The sequence below is a fragment of the Shewanella woodyi ATCC 51908 genome, from assembly GCF_000019525.1.
GTDB classification, from domain to species: domain Bacteria; phylum Pseudomonadota; class Gammaproteobacteria; order Enterobacterales; family Shewanellaceae; genus Shewanella; species Shewanella woodyi.
In genome coordinates this window covers 1,608,189-1,626,843 of sequence record NC_010506.1, presented here as the reverse complement: position 1 = coordinate 1,626,843, position 18,655 = coordinate 1,608,189, and the positions used below count along the sequence as shown (strand labels likewise).

Below are 18,655 nucleotides of genomic sequence, written 5' to 3'. Positions count from 1 at the left end.
GTATCTGGCTTGTTATAAGTTTCCTTCCAATTTTGATCAAAGAATACCGGTAAATTTTCTATTTAATTATCCTTTCCTAAGCCAATTAAAGCTAGGCTTACCGAATTCGATGCCGCAAAATAGCATACCATTAAAAATACCTCGCGTGATCACGATCACACTTAACCATTTACATAACACCTAAATCACGGTCGTTCACATTAAAAATCACCTTTCACAACTGATAACACAAAGGTTTTACCACCAAATTAGCAACAATTTACAAAACTTATAACTTTTGCAAAACAAGATATAGAACACATTTTTGTAATAAAATTACAAATATAGTGTTTCCCATGAGGTTTGATTAACTTTTTGCTTACTATAAATGGGGTTATTTATGTCACAACAGCAAGAGATCAGCGCACTAAAGAAATTTGTTCGAGCTACCAACTTTCTAGCCACTTCGCAAATTTACCTCAAGCAGAACGTACTACATAAACGTTCGCTTACTCACTCAGATATTAAACCTAGACTGCTTGGCCACTGGGGCACCTGCCCAGGTATCAACTTTGTTTATGCCAACGTCAACCGCCTTATCGTCAAGAACCAGCGCTCCTTTGTCTATTTAGTCGGCCCTGGCCATGGTTTTCCTGCCGTACAAGCTAACCTGTTTATGGAGGGGTCTCTTAGCCACTTCTACCCAGAAAACATTCCATACAACGAAACTGGCATTGAAGATATCTGTAAAAAGTTCTCCGCCGCTTACGGCTACCCATCCCATGCAAACCCTGAAGCACCAGGCCAAATTTTAGAGGGTGGCGAGCTAGGTTATTCGCTTTCTGTTGCCTGGGGCGCAGTACTGGATAATCCTGATTTAATTGCAGCATGTCTTGTGGGTGATGGTGAATCAGAAACAGGTCCACTCGCAGCATCTTGGTATGCTAACCGCTTAGTTGACCCTGCAACCAATGGCGCCGTACTGCCTATCGTCCATATTAATGGTTATAAGATCTCAGGCCCAACCCGTATGGGACGTATGAGCCACGAAGAGCTAGATCTTGAGTTCCGCGGCCTTGGCTACCATCCAATCATCGTTGACGATGAGCTCGATGAAGATGTCTATGTGCAGATGACGAAAGCCATGGACACCTCCTATGAGATGATAACCGCCATTCAAACCCGTGCACGCAGTGGTGAAGATGTTGTCAAGCCTCGCTGGCCAGTGATTTTGATGCGTACAGCAAAAGGCTGGACAGGTACCTCACAGTATAATGGTAAGAAGCTAGAGGGTAACTGCGAATCTCACCAAGTTATCGTTAATAAGTGCGCCACAGATAAAGGCCACTTAGATGCTCTCGATACTTGGCTTGCAAGCTATAACTTTAATGAGCTCTACTCAATCAACGAACAAGGCCAGCTAATTTTCGATAAAGAGATCCAATCTCTCATTCCACCAGCAGAGCTTTGCTGCGGCCGTCAACACTTAAGCTATGGTGGCGAAGTCGTTCGTGCCCTGTCCAAACCAGACCTTGAAAAGCTCTCTTATGGTCCGGAAACACCAAGAGGACAGCGGGGGCTCTCTATGTATAAGATGGGTGAGTGGATGCGTGATGCATTTAAACTCAACCGTGACCAACGTAACCTACGTATCTTCAGCCCTGATGAGACTTACTCGAATCAACTTCAAGCAGTATTTGAAGAAACAGACCGCGCATGGCAGTGGCCTATCGAGGAGTGGGATGAAGACATGGCCCGTGATGGACGTGTTATCGAGCTACTTTCAGAGAACTTACTCTTCGGTATGATGCATGGCTACACTGTGACAGGTCGCCACGCGATGTTCCCAACTTATGAGTCATTCTCACAAGTTGTCTCATCAATGGCCGATCAGTACTGTAAGTATGTCTATGCCAGCCAAGGGGTACACTTCCGTAAGCCAGTACCTGCCTGTAACGTGGTGCTATCATCGCTCCTTGAGCGTCAAGACCACAACGGTTACTCGCATCAAAACCCGTCATTCCTCGGCGCAATGTTAGAGAAGCACCCTAAGATCATCTCAGCTTACCTACCAGCCGACGGTAACAGCACTTTGGTTTATACAGAGCGTGCATATGAAGACAGAGACAAGCTCAACATCTTAGTTGCGGGTAAGAAAGACTTGCCTCAGTGGCTAACACTTGATGAAGCACGCCAACAAGCAAAAGATGGCGTCATGGTTTGGGATTTTGCCTCCGATGAAAACCCAGATGTTGTACTCGTTGGTTGTGGTGATTACGTCACCCAAGAAGCGATGGCATCACTGGTACTCATACGTGAGTTACTGCCAAGGGTGCGTATTCGCTTTGTTAGCGTCACCGAGCTTACCAGCAGCGGCTTAGGTAGCTTGGATTTCCAAAGCAAGCCTTGGTTAATGGATGAGGTATTTACCGCCGATAAAGGTGTGGTATTTAACTATCACGGTTACCCAAATACCATTAAGAAGTTGGTATTTGATTATAAAGGCAGTGATAGATTCAGAATCAAAGGTTACGAAGAGGAAGGTTCAACAACAACGCCATTTGATATGGGCGTTCGTAACGGTACTTCTCGTTACCACTTGGTTATTGATATGGCTTACAAGTTGTTCCAGCAAGGCGTCATCGACGAAACCCAACACGTGGCCATTACCACAGACATGCTTCAGCGTCTCGTGGACCACAGAAACTATATCAAAGCTAACGGTGTTGACCCTATTAGTCTTGAAAATTGGGTCTGGACTCGCTAAAAAACGCATTCATTAAGTAAAATTAATAAAAAGGTGTATCCCTTCTGGGTACACCTTTTTTTATACAAAAAACTTGTGGTAAATCACTATTTGTACGCAATCAAGTTGGAAATAGTTCACAATTCAATGGATAATAGTGACGCCAACGACAAAAACAAAGGAATCCCCTCCCAAAGGGTTGGCTCTGCATCATCAATCGATAAGCAGTAACGGGGAAGTATTAACAAGAAAAGGATTTGGAAAATGATGAACAATACATTAAAAGCAGTTTTGCTGACATCGATGCTCCCTTTTGCTGCTAATGCAGCTCAAGAGCTGACCCCATGGTATGTGGGTGGCGGTGTTGGTGTTAACGATTATGAACCAAGCTGCGATCTAAAAACCATGAAAGTTTGTGGTAAAGATGATCCTTACGCTTGGGACGTATTTGGCGGTTACCTATTTAACGACTATTTTGGTGTTGAACTAGGTTACCGTGATCTTGGTCGCGGAGAGTGGACAGACTATGCCAACAAGCGTAACGATGTTGGTGCCAAAGGTATGACCCTTGGTCTAGTTGGTTTTATGCCACTTTCACAACGCTGGAGTCTATCGGCTGAAGCTGGTGCGATGAACTACCTGCTATCAAACAACAAGCAGTATGGCACTGAGTACTATAGTGACAGCGGCGTAGCACCTTACTTTGGTGTTGGTGTCGGTTATAACATCACTGAGAATTTGAAGCTACAGGCTAAATACCGCCGCTATGAAAACTTAGAAGATGACAAGTGGAATACACTTGACATGGAAAGCAACTATTGGGGATTAGAGCTTAGTTACCGTTTCGGTCGTACTGCTCCAGCCGCAGTGGTCGCTCCAGTCGTTGCAGCACCAGTCGATTCAGATAATGACGGTGTAACTGACGATATGGACCAATGTCCAAATACACCTTCAACTCATCAAGTTGATGGTAATGGTTGTACTATCTACAAAGAGACAACTGAGCAGCGTGATGTTGGCTCGATTCAGTTTGCTAACAACTCATCAGTGGTTAAGAACGAATCTTACCAGCAGATTGAGAAGCTAGCGAACTACATGAACCAGCACCCTAAATCGACAGTGCTGATCTCAGGTCATGCCTCTGATGTAGGTAAAGCTGAGTACAACATGATGCTATCTGACAAGCGTGCTAACGCCGTTGCTAAGATATTGGTTGAAAAATATGGTATTGCGCAAGATCGCGTAGAAGCGAAAGGCTTCGGTATCACTCAACCTATCATCGAAGGTAGCAGCCCAGCTGCAAACAAGGCTAACCGCCGTATCGAAGCTCACGTCACAGGCGTGAAAAAAGAAGCCCTAATCAAGTAATACGCTTCTTGCTCTTTGGTTAAAAAAGTCGCTGCCTTGGCAGCGACTTTTTTTATCTGTAATGATAGCGAGCTACAAGCTATACTCTCGGATACTCATTTTAAGTGGGTATTTTCAAGCAATCTTATCCTTTAAAAACCTTTTTACTGATATTTTGCAACTTTCCTGTAATTTTTTTTCATTTATGGTTGGATTTATCATCAAGATCGCTTCTAATACCTGCTGCAAATCACAAACCTTAAGCTGCTTCTTAAGAAGGATGTAATTTTATGGCTAATACACTAGAGCAATTCAAATCAATCACCACCATTGTCGCTGATACTGGAGACATTGAAGCCATCAAGCGTTATCAACCAGAAGACGCAACGACTAACCCGTCATTAATTTTAAAAGCAGCCCAGATCCCGGACTATGCACACCTTATCGAAAATGCCATCGAATGGGCTAAAACGCAGAGCTCCCAGATTGACCAGCAAGTAGAAGATGCTGGTGACAAACTTGCTGTTAATATCGGTGTCGAGATATTAAAAATCGTTCCAGGCCGTATCTCTACCGAAGTCGATGCTCGCCTCTCTTTTGATAAAGCAGGCTCTATCGCTAAAGCCCACAAGCTTATCAAGCTCTATCAAGAAGCTGGCATAGATAAATCTCGTATTCTTATCAAGCTTGCTTCTACTTGGGAAGGGATCTGTGCGGCTAAAGAGCTTGAGCAAGAAGGGATTAACTGTAACCTGACACTGCTATTTAGCTTTGCTCAAGCACGAGCATGTGCAGAAGCTGGTGTTTACCTTATCTCTCCTTTTGTTGGTCGTATCTTAGACTGGTACAAGAAAGACACTGGACTTGAATATTCAGCAACCGAAGATCCAGGTGTTGTTTCTGTTACCGAGATCTATAACTACTACAAGCGTCATGGATTTAACACAGTTGTTATGGGCGCAAGCTTCAGAAATACTGGTGAAATAATCGAACTTGCCGGTTGTGATCGCTTAACGATTGGACCAGCTCTTCTTGAAGAGATGGCCAACTCACAGACTGAAGTTGTACGTAAGCTTATTCCGGCAGAAACAACTGTAGAAGCGGGTGAGCCATTAACTGAAGCGCAGTTCCGTTGGGAGTTTAATGAAAATCCTATGGCCGTTGAGAAGCTAGCTGAAGGCATTCGTAACTTCGCAATCGATCAAGGTAAGCTGGAAGTAATGCTTAAAGAGAAACTAACCTCTTAAAAAGGAGTTAAAGAGATGACCAGACTGACCCAGAGCGACACCTGGCAGGCACTAAGCACTCATACGCAGTCACTGCCACATATGAGAGACCTGTTTGAGGGTGATGCTCAACGTTTTAAGACTATGTCAACTTCTGCCTGTGGCCTATTTTTGGATTACTCTAAAAATAGAGCGACAGAAGAGACACTCTCTTTACTTTTTAAACTTGCCGAAGATGCTCAGCTACAATCAAAAATAGCAGGCATGTTCAACGGCGAAATAATCAACACCACAGAGAAGCGCGCTGTTTTACACACCGCCCTTCGTGCTAGCCCAGAGCAAGAGATACTGCTTGATGGCGTCAACATTGTACAGGAAGTGCAGGAAACTCAGCAGAAGATGGCTGAGTTTGTTAACGCTATCACCTCTGGTCAATGGAAAGGCTATACAGGCAAGAGAATAACTGATGTCGTTAGTATCGGCATCGGCGGCTCCTTCCTAGGCCCTAAAATTGTCTCTCAAGCACTCAGACCCTACTGGACTGGTGAGCTAAACTGTCATTTTGTTGCCAATGTTGACGCCACCTCTATCTGTGAAAAGCTAAAGACACTGGATGCTGAGACAACCCTGTTTATCATGTCGTCTAAATCTTTTGGTACCCAAGAGACACTGACAAACACCTTAAGTGCTAAAGATTGGTTCCTCAAGCAAGGCGGAAGCCAGCTTGATGTGGCTAAGCATTTCGTGGCCGTCACCTCTAATGTTCCTAAGGCGACTGAGTTTGGTATTGATGCAGAAAACATCTTCCCGATGTGGGACTGGGTAGGCGGACGCTACTCACTCTGGTCAGCTATTGGACTACCAATTGCACTGTTAATTGGAATGGACAATTTCAAGGCGCTGTTACAAGGTGCTCATGAGATGGACAAGCACTTCTTAGAAGCGCCACTGACTGAAAACATGCCAGTGATTATGGGCCTCTTCTCTCTGCTCTATGGTAACTTCCACGGCGCTCAATCCCATGTGGTACTGACCTATGATCACTATCTACGTGGCTTACCCGCATACTTCCAGCAACTTGATATGGAAAGTAATGGTAAGTCAGTTACCTTAGATGGAACCGATGTGGACTTTAGCACAGGCCCTGTTATCTGGGGCGGAGAAGGCACCAATGGTCAACATGCTTACCACCAGTTAATTCACCAAGGTACTGCGCTTATTCCAGCGGACTTTATTATGCCGCTTCAAAGCCATAACCCTCTCGGTGAACATCATATTCAACTGGCATCTAACTGCTTTGGTCAAACACAAGCTCTGATGCAGGGACGTAACTATGATGAAGCCCTTAATGAGCTTTCAGGTAGCAAGTTATCAGCTGACGAACAAGCACTGATCGCCAAACATAAAGTTATGCCTGGCAATAAGCCAAGTAATACGATCCTAATGGATAAGTTAACACCATCAACACTAGGCTCACTCATTGCACTTTATGAGCACAGAACCTTCGTTCAAGGTGCTATCTGGGATATCAACTCCTTCGATCAATGGGGAGTAGAGTTAGGTAAAAGTTTAGGTAATGATGTACTGGAAAGACTCAGTGCTGACAGTGATGCGACCTCATTAGACAGCTCCAGTAACGGTCTAATAAATATGTTCAGACAAGGCAAAATCTAACGCCGTAGTCGATTTTTAGAAAAAAGCCAGTTTTTACTGGCTTTTTTTATTCTCAAATTTCAGACACTCCATCCTTTTGTATCTTTTACACTTACCTACAACTTTAGTGTTCAAACAACATCAAAAGGTCACATTGAATTAACACAAATGAAACATTTCTCTTGCACACTATTTTAAAAGTGTGGTATTTATTTGTTGAACAGAATAACAACAACAGGAGGTTGCCATGAATCGACTAGATTATGGTAGTGCGCTAGATGCAGTCGTAGAAAGGCCGAGTCGCTCAAGAAGCTCCAATAAGAAGCGTAAATGGCGTGAAATTGAAGCACTGAAAGAGAAGCATCGCTTACTTAAAGAGCTACAAGATATCGATAAAAGTTTCGAATGTGAACTTGATAACCTCCTAATGTAAAATATCAAGATCAAAAAGAGCGCATAATGCGCTCTTTTTTGTGTCTGGAACACTTATGTCAATTTCCCATGTGTCGTCGGTGTTCCAGACACCTCCATGACATTCCCTCCGTCCTAGAGGTCAAGGATAGAAATTGACTTTGTGTCTGGTCTTAGATGTTCCCGACATCTTTAAGACATTTCCTCCACTGACCCATAGGGATATGGGGAATGTCTTAAAACGTATGGAACGCATAAGACCCTGGAGGTCAGAACACTTATGTCAATCAGGAGGGAATAAACCAGCTCTCTGTTTTATTAATCTGTGTCGTCTGAATTAATGTACTCTCTAAGTTCTTCAAACAGAACATTATCATCGTCATTAAACAGAGGGTCATCAATCAACTTAAGGGAGCACTCCTGCTGTATATTTTTCCAATCCTCCTCGTCGGTCATCTTTGACCACAGTGGGAATATGGTGCTGTTCTCATAAACCATATGCTCCTCCTGCTCAGCAACATAGGATTTAAGGTCGATAATCAACTGCTCTCTTGAGACCACCACATCACTTAAAATTAAGTTTAAGTTCGCCATAAGCGAAGCGGAAAACTCGGTCAACTTTTGATGCTCTTTAGCTAGCTTTTCATCACGCGCTTCAGGGGAGTACTTAGCCATATAATAGCTATCAATGATATCCTCTAAAGGATGATGGCTATGCTCTGCATAGCTTTGCATATACTCAACAATATCCCTGATCAGGTTATAGTTAACAGCTTCGCCAACCTCTAGTCTGCTATATTTCACCTTCAGAATATTGAGCAAAATTGCGATATGTTTATGATCATTGTTCAGTCTTGCAAGCATAGTGATCTCCATATTCCGAACACCTTATATGTACAATACTAGTAAATAGATTAAACATTACCCAATATAGCAAAAGCTCCTCTCTCGTTGACGTGACTAAGATCAACTAAAAAGGAGATAATCCCCCCAACATTAAGAGACACTCGATTCAACCACGTTTCTGACCGTTTTAAGGGAGCCCTGTAGGCGATAAAATGCATCCCCCGCCGAACTGGCTTCTTTCAGGTTTCTCTCCACCAAAGATGCAAAGTAATCCTCCTGCTCCTCCGTCATATCTAACACATGAAAACTACTGCGGATCTCTGTGGTTACTCCGGTTAAAGCTGCACTAAATTTTTGGTCATGCTCAACAATTGCACCAGAGATGTTCCCTAAAAGCCCTTGGATCTCTTTAAAAACATGTTCAAGGGTTTTCTGACGACCGATATCCATAACGCGCGCCTCAAGCCCCTCAACAATAACCGCAATCACATCCCGCAATCGCCCATATAGAACTTCATCATCCATCGGCATATTTTTAATCAAAAACGAAACATGCTTATCATTACATATGGTTCGGCTGCCAAAATCATATAGGCGACCATGCTTATCAAGAAGCTCTAAAATATTGGCTTCAATTGGGCTGATCTCTGCATTTTGGGGCGCAAAGTAGTGCACCTCCATATCACGGATCTCTAAACAGGTACTGAGATTAAGCTGCTGCATCAACTCAAAGAAAGCATCGGCTAAACTCTGGTAATCATTACAGAGAAAACACTGTCTAAAGAACTGCAAAACAGCGCCATATTGCGATGACTCAGTCATGGATTGAAACGCCATATTTCTCGACATAGACTCAGCTTGAACCAGAGATTGCTTCTTAGCTTGATATGAAGCAACCGCCTGCACCTTTGCTTGAAGTTCTTTGAGCTCGAAAGGTTTAGCGATAAAGTCAACGGCGCTAACCTCATAAGCCCTCAGTCTCTCCTCGAGAGTATTCATGCCCGACACAAAAATGACTGCCACATCTTTCCCTGAATTCATCAACTCCTGACATAACTCAATACCACTCACATCAGGGAGATTGATATCCATCAGAATAAGCTCAGGTGTCTCTAGCTCCAACGCTGTACGATATGAATTAGCATCATTAAAGAGGGTGACCTGATAATCATCACTCAACACTTCAGATATCAACTCACAATAATCCGGATCATCATCGACAACCCATACTCGTATTTGTGCCATAACCCTCTATCTCCTTATATAAGCTTTAACTGCACACAACCCAAAAATTAAACGCTATTTCACCAGTAGCCACTTGAAACACTTGTACCCAAACAGCTTCAAGATATAGATTGAGACCTACTCACTAGCGCAAGTAAACTCAATCCCCACCTGCTCAAGAGAGTCCACAAGTCCCTCCAGATCAAAGGGCTTATGTAACACCCGATAGGGCATATCTTCATTTTTATTGATACCGATATCACCGATAAAGCCCGATATCAGCAACACGGAAAGCTCAGCATCTGCCGATAGCTCTTTAGCCAGTTCATAACCATTTATCCCACCTGGCATCAACACATCGGTGATCAATAACTTAATATCCCCTAGGCCACTGCTATAGCGTCTTCTCACCTCTAAAGGATCATTACAGGACTCAACTTCCATTCCTAACAATTCACAGTAATCCTTTAATACATTGAGCAGCTCAACTTCATCGTCAACAATCAATACCTTAAGCTTACTCGCGACCACAGGCACCTTTATCCGCTCATCCTTCTTTATCTCTTCGACTATTGCTTGCTTAGTCACAGGAAACCAAAGACAAAACTCGGTTCCCTGCTCATCGGATTTCATCACGCTCATATAACCTTTAGAGCGCTTAACAAAGCCATACACCATAGATAATCCAAGTCCGGTGCCTTTACTCTTATCTTTGGTGGTAAAAAAAGGCTCAAAGATTTTCTCTAAAAGATGGGCGGGGATCCCGCAACCAGAGTCAGTCACAGACACAGTGACATACTGTCCCTCTTCAACCTGAGGGCTCCCTGTTATGCCAGGGAGTAAACCACTCAAATAGGTGATATCTGTTTTAATCAAGATATCTCCCTCTCCACCCATCGCGTCTTTAGCGTTTAACACCAGATTAAGAAGCGCATCTTCTAGATCGCCGCGATCAACATAGATATCTGCAATATCTTTATTCACTTCCGTTTTTAGCTTTATCTGGGTCGTGAGTGATTTACCTAGCAGCTCTTCCATGCCACCAATCACCTCATTAACTTGACAGTGATGCGCGCTAAATTGCTCCTGCCTTGAAAATTGCAGCAAACGCCGAGTAAGATCGGTACCTCTTTGGCACGCTTTAAACGCATTTTTAAGGTAACGCAGTAGCTTCTCCTCTGTGATCTTTAACTCCAATAACTCTAGATTTCCCTTAAGCACACCCAATATGTTATTAAAGTCATGAGCTATACCTCCCACCAACTGCCCCATAGCTTGCATTTTTTGAGTTCTAGCCATGATATGTTGTAACTGCTTTTGCTCGGTGATATCCCGACCAACCAAAGCAAATAAACTGCCATGCCCACTCGTCTCCTCCAGTGCGACTAAGTGCATATGCAGTAAAGCTTCCTCATTATTTGCTGTTGTGCAGACAAGTTCACCATCGAAATCGGTGCGGCAGTTAATCGCTTGCAGTAACTGATTCTCCTCATCACCCTCCAGTCCAGACTCAAATAACATCGTAATAGGCTTACCAATCAACTGGCTTCTGGGGTAGTGACTGACACTGGTCGCTGCAGCGTTAGAGTACATGATGCTAGGTACACCAAAAGGTGACCGACTTGCCACAAGAATAAGATCTTCACTGTTACTTACGATCGATTGGAACATCTCAGTGTCAATTGTTGATGTCACTCGAGCTCTTACACTCTCCCGCTCTTCACCGGATTGTTGAGCCAACATCCCCATGATGATCTCTGACAGCGTTTCATTTGACGATAATAGAAATGACAACCACTCCTCACTTGCTGAGTGGAAAAATATCTGAATATTGACTCTTTTAGCCGGCCAGATAACAAACGATTGCCAGCGATGAACAGTGGGTTCCTGATTCATAAATGGCCATTCCTTGGCCTCTTTCCATAGGGTTAAATAGCGAACAGGATCGCGGCACCAGCAGGTTGTGCACGCTGGCATATCTTCAGAATCGAATCTGTCTTTAGGGAATATTAATACGGCTTGGGATTGGCTGAGCTCAGCTAAGACTCGACAGAGGGGAAGCAGAACATCCTCCCCATTAATAAAATCAGCCTGTAATTTTCCTAACTCAGCCAGTAATCTAGGCCACAAAGGATTAAGATCCGTTTGAGAGAATTCTTTAAACGCTGTAGAGTCCATTCCAATTACCTTTACCCTAGGCCATCTTTTTAATTAACTTTATGTTAATAGCATAGTTAAGGCTTAATATTTCGCGACTTTAATTCCCCCTAAAGTGTGCAACTATTTAAGAAAATTTTGTAAGGAAAACTATTTAAATGAGTTTGAGTCGTTGGGTTGGCGCCCATGTCAGCGCATCAGGTGGGATAGCTAACGCCCCCATTAATGCCAAAAAAATAGGAGCAGATGCATTTGCGCTGTTCACAAAAAACCAAAGGAGATGGCAAGCTGCGCCCCTATGCCCACAACAGGTAATAGATTTTAAGCAAAACTGCCAAGAAGCAAACATCTTAAGTGAAGCTATTTTACCCCATGATAGCTACTTGATTAACCTAGGGCACCCGGATCAAGAGCAACTTGAAAAATCCAGATTGGCATTTTTCGACGAGATGGAACGTTGTGAGCAGATGGGGCTATCACTACTTAACTTCCACCCAGGAAGCCATTTAAGAAAGATAGAGATTGATGAATGCCTATCTAGGATCAGTCAGTCGATAAATATGGCGTTAGACAAAACACAGCATGTCACCGCTGTGATTGAAAATACCGCAGGACAAGGCTCAAACCTAGGTCATAGTTTTGAGCAGCTCGCTCAGATCATCGATGGCGTAGAGGATAAATCTCGCGTTGGGGTTTGCATAGATACCTGCCACATGTTTGCAGCAGGTTACGACATCAGTACCTATCAGGCCTGTGAGGAGAGCTTCGCCCTATTTGACCGAATAGTAGGCGATCGCTACCTAAAAGCCATGCACCTCAATGACAGTAAAACGCCACTAAATAGCCGCGTTGACAGACACGAGTCTTTAGGTCTAGGCCACATTGGAAAAGAGGGGTTTGAATTTATTATGAATCATCCCGCCACTGAGAATATTCCTATGGTACTAGAAACCATCAACTCTGACATTTGGGTAGATGAGATAAATTGGCTACGCAGTTTGACTAAAAAGCACATCGCAGTGGATTAGTACTCGTTAACAGTTACTGCAAACATTTGTAGATGACCGCGACGACTTTTGTTGGATCACCATGATCGGTTTGCAACCAAACAATGTGGGTACCTCCCAACTCTTCGCCATGATTCATGGCGTTGACTTTCGCGTTTCTTAACGCCCTCTCCCCCCTTCCGATGCCAGTTACCATGGCAAAACTATCGCAATGGGTCACTTCAAAATCGTAAGCCTCATTGATCCTATGATACAGCTCTGGTTCATCCATCGAGGAGCATGCTGTCAGCATGAGAGAGATAAGCATGGCAGTCAAAATTTTATACACAATTTGGAACCTATCTGAAAAACTGCGAGGCAAGATATACAAATTGAAAACAAAAAGTTGTGACAGAGATCACACCAATTATTTGAAGCAGGATACGTGGTGATACACAAGTGAACTGGATAGCTCAGTGTAAATTAAGCCTCTAAGATCAAACTTTATATGTAAAAATCAAAGTCGATACCCACAAGTATCATCATTACTTTTAACAAAGGTAATTTTCGGTAGACAATCATTCACTAGCTAATAAAAAAGGAGGGTACGCCCTCCTTTTTATAAATAAGTTCAAACACTAGAGAATCTTGAAAAGGTGTTGTTTGAGTTGCCCAAAATCTGCAGGCAATGTGACAGACAAGATATCCTTCTTCTCCACCGCTGCAAGTTCTTGAGGTAGAGGTAGATTGACCTCAAGCTCTCTATCGACCACATCCTTAAACTTAGCAGGATGCGCTGTCCCTAAGAATATCCCCCTCTCGCCATCAGACTGAGTTAGACTCAGCGCCTGTGCAGCAATGGCAGCATGGGGCTCACAGAGGTAACCTTGACGATTCAGCTCACTCAGCGCCTTTGAAGTATCCTGCTCCGATAAAGCAACACCAGTAATGTCGGCTAGCGACCACCCCATCTTCTCAACTACCGCCTCAACCCTTGGCCAGTTACTTGGCTCAGATACATCCATTGCATTAGACATAGTGGCAACCGTAGCATGTGGCAACCAGTCCCCCTTATCAAGATAGCGAGGCACGGTATCGTTACTATTGGTTGCAGCAACAAATCTTGCTACAGGTAACCCCATCGCCTTAGCAAATAAGCCCGCAGTTAGGTTACCAAAATTACCACTTGGAACCGCGATGACAGGATCTTGCTTGTGCTCGCGCTTAAACTGAGCAACTGCTTCAAAGTAGTAACAGATCTGCGCTAGCAAACGGCTGATGTTAATTGAATTTGCAGAGTTTAAGTGCAAACCATCACGTACATCACTGTCTTCAAATGCTCGCTTAACTAAGTCCTGACAAGCATCAAAATCTGACTCAACCGACACAGTGTGAATATTGTCCCCTAGCGTGGTAAACATCTTCTCCTGAAGAACACTTATCTTACCTTTAGGGTATAACACCACAACTTGGATCTTATCCAGCCCAAAGAAAGCATCTGCAACAGCAGCGCCAGTATCACCGGAGGTGGCCGTCAATATATTAATTTTGTCATCACCCGCAAGCTCATTCAGACACTGGGCCATAAAGCGGGCTCCAAAATCTTTAAAGGCTAAGGTAGGGCCATGAAACAGCTCTAGGCAGTAACGATGCTCATCAGCTTTAGCCAGTTTAAGGTCGAAGTTAAAAGCTTTCTCAACGAGGGAGTCAACTCTCTCCTGCCCTATCTCACTGGCGAGCCAAGCACCTAATACCTTTTTGCTACGCTCGACAAACGGCAGTGCCAATAGCGAGTCCATATCCTCTAATACAGGAATAGATTTAGGAAAAAACAAGCCTCTGTCTTTACCTAGGCCTAACGTGAGCGCTTGGGCAAAATTAACCACTTGTGAGGGGTGTTTTAAGTTATACAGTTCCATAGGTTTAACTACCTTTTTCAATACTTATTAATCTATTGTGCGAGTGCCTAAGGCATCGAGCTTACATATATGAGAGAAGCCAAGCCCTTGCTCAACATAGTTTGAGTCTAACCAGGCCTGCGCTGCTTGCGCCGTCTCTAAGCTATCGGTAACAGAGAAGAGTGTCGGCCCGCTTCCTGAGATCCCCGTCGACAACATGCCTAACTTATCTAACGCGTCTCTGGCTAGCTCATAACCAGGAATGGCCGATGCGCGATAAGGCTCAGCCATGACATCTTTCAATACCGAAATAGCCAGCTCAGCATCTTGTTGATATGAAGCGTGAACAAAAGCACTTAAGTTACGCCCAAAGTCGATAGCAACAGACTTGTCATAATGATCTGGCAAGAGTTCACGCATCTTAGAGGTCGAAAGGGAGATACCAGGATAGGCAACAACCCAGTACCAGTTTTCAAACGAAGGGATGCTGTCACACACTTTCGCTTGTGTATCTAACATCAACTGCATCCCACCTAAATAACAGGGCGCGACATTATCATAATGAACAGAGCCACTTATCTTGCCTTCAAACTCCCCCATCAGTCGCAGTAAAGCTTGCTTATCATAGGGTCTGTCAAAATACTCATTTAACGCATAGAGGGCCGCAACAACCGAACTCGCACTTGATCCTAAGCCACTCCCGACTGGAAGGTTTTTCTCTAAAGTAAGTGCAACCCCATCTTGCTTATTTAGCTGCTCCATAAAAAATAGTGCACATTGATAAACAATATTCTCCTTCGGCTCTGGTGGAAGCTTATCAGCCCAATGGCCCTCCACCTTTAATTGCACTCCAGAAGTAGATGCAGCAATGGAGACTTTATCCCCCAATAAACTGCCATCAATCGGCGCAAGCGCAGCGCCCAAGAGATCGTAACCGACTCCAACATTTCCCATAGAAGCTGGGGCGTAAACCGTTAAACTCATAGAGAACATCCCTTCTTCATACTCATCAGACTGACACCAGTATCTGTGCTTCTCATCAAAAGTTGCTCGCTAAGTATATTCACACTCATGCACTCATCTCCCGAGTCCAGTTTAATGTTCTAAGCAGATCAGCAAATGCACCAGCAGCTGTCACATCGGTACCCGCACCATAGCCGCGAAGTACGAACGGAATTGGTTGATAATAACGGCTATAGAAAGCCAACGCATTTTCACCACCTTTGACGCTATAAAGAGGGTCATCAGCATCCACTTCAGCTATCTTGACGCGGCATCCATCATCGTCAATTTGCCCCAAATAACGCAGTACCTTTCCTTCTGAGCGCGCTTTCTCAACCCACTGTGCAATCTGCTGATCCAGCTTAGGTAAGTTAGCCATAAAGGTCTCTACATCTCCACTGGCATCAAAGTCATCAGGTAACACTGATTCAATAGTGATGTCACTGAGCTCCAGCTCCAATCCTACTTCACGGGCTAAAATCAACACCTTGCGAGCAACGTCCATGCCACTGAGATCGTCTCTAGGATCGGGCTCTGTAAAACATTTATCTCGCGCAATTCCTGTCGCCTCAGAGAGTGTCATCCCCTCATCGAGCATGCCAAAAATATATGACAGAGAACCCGATAATATGCCATTAAACTTAAGCAGCTTATCACCAGCAAACAGTAACTTTTTAAGGTTATCAATAACAGGTAGCCCAGCACCAACAGTGGTTTCATAAAGAAACTGTCTACGCTGCTTAAGGGCGGTTTGGCGCAGTGCACGGTAGTACTCAATATCACGAGTATTTGATTTCTTGTTTGGCGTCACGACATGCAGACCCGCATTCATCACATCCAGATATTTATTGGACACATACTCACTAGAGGTACAATCCACCAGCACAGGGTTAAGTAGCTGCTGCTCTTTGGCCCACTGCAACATAAAGTCGAGATCGCACTCAGTTTGGCTATCACTGAGCAGCCCTTGCCAGCTGTTCAGGTCGACGCCTTCGGCATCAAGAAGCATGTGGCGTGAGTTAGCGATACCACACACGCGAATAGTGATATGCTCCTGCTTTAACATCTGAGTTTGCTGTTTGATCTGCTCAAGCAGACCTGCACCAACATTGCCACACCCCACAAGAAATACGTCTAGGTAGTGCTGTACATCAAAGAAGCTTTGGTGACAGGCTGAGATAGCATGCTTAATCTTACGCTGTTCGATAACGGTCGAGATGGAACGCTCCGAAGATCCCTGTGCTATCGCAACGATGTTCACCGACGCTTGCGCCAATGCTTGAAAAAATTTGCCAGCAACCCCTTTATGGGTGCGCATGCCATCTCCAATCAATGAAACGATAGCTAAGTTATCTCGCATCTCAATCGGCTCTAAGATCTCATTTTTCAGCTCTAACTCGAACTCCAACTCCAATGAAGCTTTTGCTTTATGAGCATCTTGAGTCGCAATACAGAAACTGATGCTGTACTCAGAAGAGCTTTGAGTAATAAGAGAGATTGAGACACCAGCACGGGAGATGGCACCTAGCGTCCGACTCGCCATCCCGACCATGCCTTTCATCCCAGGGCCTGAGATATCAAACATCGTCTGCGCATCAAGGTTAGAGATGGCCTTCACATTCAAGCCGCTTTTATCCGCCTCATTTGAGACTAAGGTGCCTATGGCAGAAGGGTTAAAACTGTTACGGATATAACAAGGGATGTGGTAGCGGGCAATAGGAGAGATAGTCTTAGGGTGAAGTACTTTTGCGCCAAAATAGGAGAGCTCCATCGCCTCTTGGTAACTCAGCTGAGAGAGAAGTTTTGCATCAGCAACAACACGTGGATCAGTATTGTAAACCCCGTCAACATCAGTCCAGATCTCGCAGCAACTGGCATCGATACAGGCTGACAAAACCGCTGCAGAATAATCTGAGCCATTACGCCCAAGAGTCACTATCCTTCCCTCCCGGTCTCCAGCGGTAAAGCCTGGCATCACCCAAACTCGTTTACTCTCCAGCGGCACTTGTTTGAATTTAGCTTTACTTGACTCAATATCAACGACCGACTCGAGTGGCTCGCCATCGGCAACAAACAAGGCTTGAGGTACAAGTAAATCTGAACTTATCTCCTTGGTCAACATCAATTCGACCATCAATGCAGAAGAGAGCTTCTCGCCGCAAACTAAAACTTCAGCGCGAACAAAATCGGGGCACTCATTGAGCAAATTGATACCAAGCAGCTTCTTTTCCCAGAAGCTAAGTTGCTCAGTTAACTTATCCATAAGCAGAGATAGCTGAGAAGGTGACAGTGTGGAGCTAGCATCTTGATACAATGCCGTAAATACGCGCTCAACATTCGCTAGTACCGACTTAAAATCGCCACCTTGAATTGCAAGGTCAACCATCTCCAGCAACCCATTTGTCACTGTTGCTGGTGCCGATAATACCACTGCCACGGACTCATCTTTTGCTGTATCAGCGACAATGGCCGCTGCCGCACTAAATCGTTGCCAATTAGCCAGCGAGGTACCGCCAAACTTCATTACTTTCATACTTTCTCCTTGTACCGCGCCAAATACCTAAGAAACAAAAAAGCCCGCTCCTTGGTGTGGGAGCGGGCTTGTCATATTCAAAAAAATTTAAGTACGTTTAGCCTGCCCCCACGAATGTAATCGTGGTGGTTGTAATAATGGTGGTTACAACTCGATTTAGGCAATGCATCAGAAAATTAAGCTATCCAAATAAACGTGAAAATCTATGGATACAGAATTGCTTTTTTTCTATGGGGCTGTCAAGCCCCAAATATTAAGTTAACTGAAAAAAACCATTAGTTGCTCTTTTTCATCAATAGCATCCACTGGGGGAACTTAGCTGATACTTATACTTGACTTTGAACTAAGAAAACCACAAACCTTACGTTTACGGCAAAGTAATGACGAACAATAAGCAACTAAAAATAAAAGAGATAATAATAAGAGATAATTCGAACACTATATAAACTCCGTAAAACAGCACCTTACATAGAACCTGTAATACTAAGGGGATAAATACACAAAAACACCTCTAAATACTCAGTTTTAACTTATGAATTTATTTTTAAAAAATATGCTTAAATAGTCACAATTTTCATTTAATGGTAAAAATCTGCAAACAACCAATCAGGGCTTACCTTAAAATCATCGGCCAGAAAGCTGAGCTA

General features: G+C 43.9%; 13 protein-coding genes. 6 read left to right on the top strand and 7 right to left on the bottom strand.

From position 1 onward, the window contains the following. The first annotated feature begins 379 nt into the window (after positions 1-379). From SWOO_RS06525 to SWOO_RS06505, 5 genes are all read left to right on the top strand, one after another. Positions 380-2,746 carry a phosphoketolase family protein gene (locus SWOO_RS06525; RefSeq protein ID WP_012323920.1) on the top strand — a complete coding sequence of 789 codons (2,367 nt, stop codon included), beginning with the start codon at positions 380-382 and terminating at the stop codon, positions 2,744-2,746. Positions 2,747-2,989: 243 nt separating this feature from the next. After that, the gene (locus SWOO_RS06520) at positions 2,990-4,093 is read left to right on the top strand and encodes an OmpA family protein (protein WP_012323919.1); all 1,104 of its coding nucleotides are present in this window, start codon (positions 2,990-2,992) and stop codon (positions 4,091-4,093) included. A gap of 269 nt (positions 4,094-4,362) precedes the next feature. Next, a complete protein-coding gene (tal, locus tag SWOO_RS06515; RefSeq protein ID WP_012323918.1) occupies positions 4,363-5,319 on the top strand; it encodes a transaldolase in 957 nt (318 codons plus the stop codon). A gap of 15 nt (positions 5,320-5,334) precedes the next feature. Then, a complete protein-coding gene (gene pgi, locus SWOO_RS06510; protein ID WP_012323917.1) occupies positions 5,335-6,972 on the top strand; it encodes a glucose-6-phosphate isomerase in 1,638 nt (545 codons plus the stop codon). A gap of 226 nt (positions 6,973-7,198) precedes the next feature. Next, positions 7,199-7,384, top strand: a complete 186-nt coding sequence (locus SWOO_RS06505) for a DUF3545 family protein (RefSeq protein ID WP_012323916.1) — start codon at positions 7,199-7,201, stop codon at positions 7,382-7,384. A gap of 296 nt (positions 7,385-7,680) precedes the next feature. Here SWOO_RS06505 and SWOO_RS06500 read toward each other — a convergent pair whose 3' ends face one another. The 3 genes from SWOO_RS06500 to SWOO_RS06490 all read right to left on the bottom strand — a co-directional run bounded on the left by SWOO_RS06500 (position 7,681) and on the right by SWOO_RS06490 (position 11,610). Further along, positions 7,681-8,226, bottom strand: a complete 546-nt coding sequence (locus SWOO_RS06500) for a hemerythrin domain-containing protein (RefSeq protein ID WP_157582089.1) — start codon at positions 8,224-8,226, stop codon at positions 7,681-7,683. 132 nt (positions 8,227-8,358) lie between these two features. Next, on the bottom strand, positions 8,359-9,453 hold the full coding sequence (locus SWOO_RS06495) for a response regulator transcription factor (RefSeq protein WP_012323914.1): 1,095 nt from the start codon (positions 9,451-9,453) through the stop codon (positions 8,359-8,361). A gap of 117 nt (positions 9,454-9,570) precedes the next feature. Next, positions 9,571-11,610 carry a hybrid sensor histidine kinase/response regulator gene (locus tag SWOO_RS06490; RefSeq protein WP_012323913.1) on the bottom strand — a complete coding sequence of 680 codons (2,040 nt, stop codon included), beginning with the start codon at positions 11,608-11,610 and terminating at the stop codon, positions 9,571-9,573. 137 nt (positions 11,611-11,747) lie between these two features. Here SWOO_RS06490 and nfo point away from each other — a divergent pair, with 137 nt between their 5' ends. Then, the gene (gene nfo, locus SWOO_RS06485) at positions 11,748-12,617 is read left to right on the top strand and encodes a deoxyribonuclease IV (RefSeq protein ID WP_012323912.1); all 870 of its coding nucleotides are present in this window, start codon (positions 11,748-11,750) and stop codon (positions 12,615-12,617) included. Between the two features lie 13 nt (positions 12,618-12,630). On the opposite strand, the gene SWOO_RS06480 is transcribed toward nfo, so the two are convergent. From SWOO_RS06480 to thrA, 4 genes are all read right to left on the bottom strand, one after another. Then, positions 12,631-12,903: a hypothetical protein gene (locus tag SWOO_RS06480; protein ID WP_041418005.1), complete on the bottom strand. Its 273-nt coding sequence runs from the start codon at positions 12,901-12,903 to the stop codon at positions 12,631-12,633. Positions 12,904-13,213: 310 nt separating this feature from the next. Beyond that, positions 13,214-14,494, bottom strand: coding sequence for a threonine synthase (thrC, locus tag SWOO_RS06475; RefSeq protein ID WP_012323910.1), 1,281 nt, complete (start codon positions 14,492-14,494; stop codon positions 13,214-13,216). 27 nt (positions 14,495-14,521) lie between these two features. Beyond that, positions 14,522-15,457, bottom strand: coding sequence for a homoserine kinase (gene thrB, locus SWOO_RS06470; RefSeq protein WP_012323909.1), 936 nt, complete (start codon positions 15,455-15,457; stop codon positions 14,522-14,524). Positions 15,458-15,542: 85 nt separating this feature from the next. Further along, positions 15,543-18,008 carry a bifunctional aspartate kinase/homoserine dehydrogenase I gene (gene thrA, locus SWOO_RS06465; RefSeq protein WP_012323908.1) on the bottom strand — a complete coding sequence of 822 codons (2,466 nt, stop codon included), beginning with the start codon at positions 18,006-18,008 and terminating at the stop codon, positions 15,543-15,545. Positions 18,009-18,655 lie beyond the last annotated feature (647 nt).

Bases quoted from the DNA above. Each gene is read 5' to 3' on its own strand.
- nfo (WP_012323912.1), top strand. From the start codon at position 11,748: ATGAGTTTGAGTCGTTGGGTTGGCGCCCATGTCAGCGCATCAGGTGGG.
- pgi (WP_012323917.1), top strand. From the start codon at position 5,335: ATGACCAGACTGACCCAGAGCGACACCTGGCAGGCACTAAGCACTCAT.
- SWOO_RS06490 (WP_012323913.1), bottom strand. From the start codon at position 11,610: ATGGACTCTACAGCGTTTAAAGAATTCTCTCAAACGGATCTTAATCCT.
- SWOO_RS06480 (WP_041418005.1), bottom strand. From the start codon at position 12,903: ATGCTTATCTCTCTCATGCTGACAGCATGCTCCTCGATGGATGAACCA.
- tal (WP_012323918.1), top strand. From the start codon at position 4,363: ATGGCTAATACACTAGAGCAATTCAAATCAATCACCACCATTGTCGCT.
- thrB (WP_012323909.1), bottom strand. From the start codon at position 15,457: ATGAGTTTAACGGTTTACGCCCCAGCTTCTATGGGAAATGTTGGAGTC.
- SWOO_RS06500 (WP_157582089.1), bottom strand. From the start codon at position 8,226: ATGCTTGCAAGACTGAACAATGATCATAAACATATCGCAATTTTGCTC.
- SWOO_RS06520 (WP_012323919.1), top strand. From the start codon at position 2,990: ATGATGAACAATACATTAAAAGCAGTTTTGCTGACATCGATGCTCCCT.
- SWOO_RS06495 (WP_012323914.1), bottom strand. From the start codon at position 9,453: ATGGCACAAATACGAGTATGGGTTGTCGATGATGATCCGGATTATTGT.
- thrC (WP_012323910.1), bottom strand. From the start codon at position 14,494: ATGGAACTGTATAACTTAAAACACCCCTCACAAGTGGTTAATTTTGCC.
- SWOO_RS06505 (WP_012323916.1), top strand. From the start codon at position 7,199: ATGAATCGACTAGATTATGGTAGTGCGCTAGATGCAGTCGTAGAAAGG.
- thrA (WP_012323908.1), bottom strand. From the start codon at position 18,008: ATGAAAGTAATGAAGTTTGGCGGTACCTCGCTGGCTAATTGGCAACGA.
- SWOO_RS06525 (WP_012323920.1), top strand. From the start codon at position 380: ATGTCACAACAGCAAGAGATCAGCGCACTAAAGAAATTTGTTCGAGCT.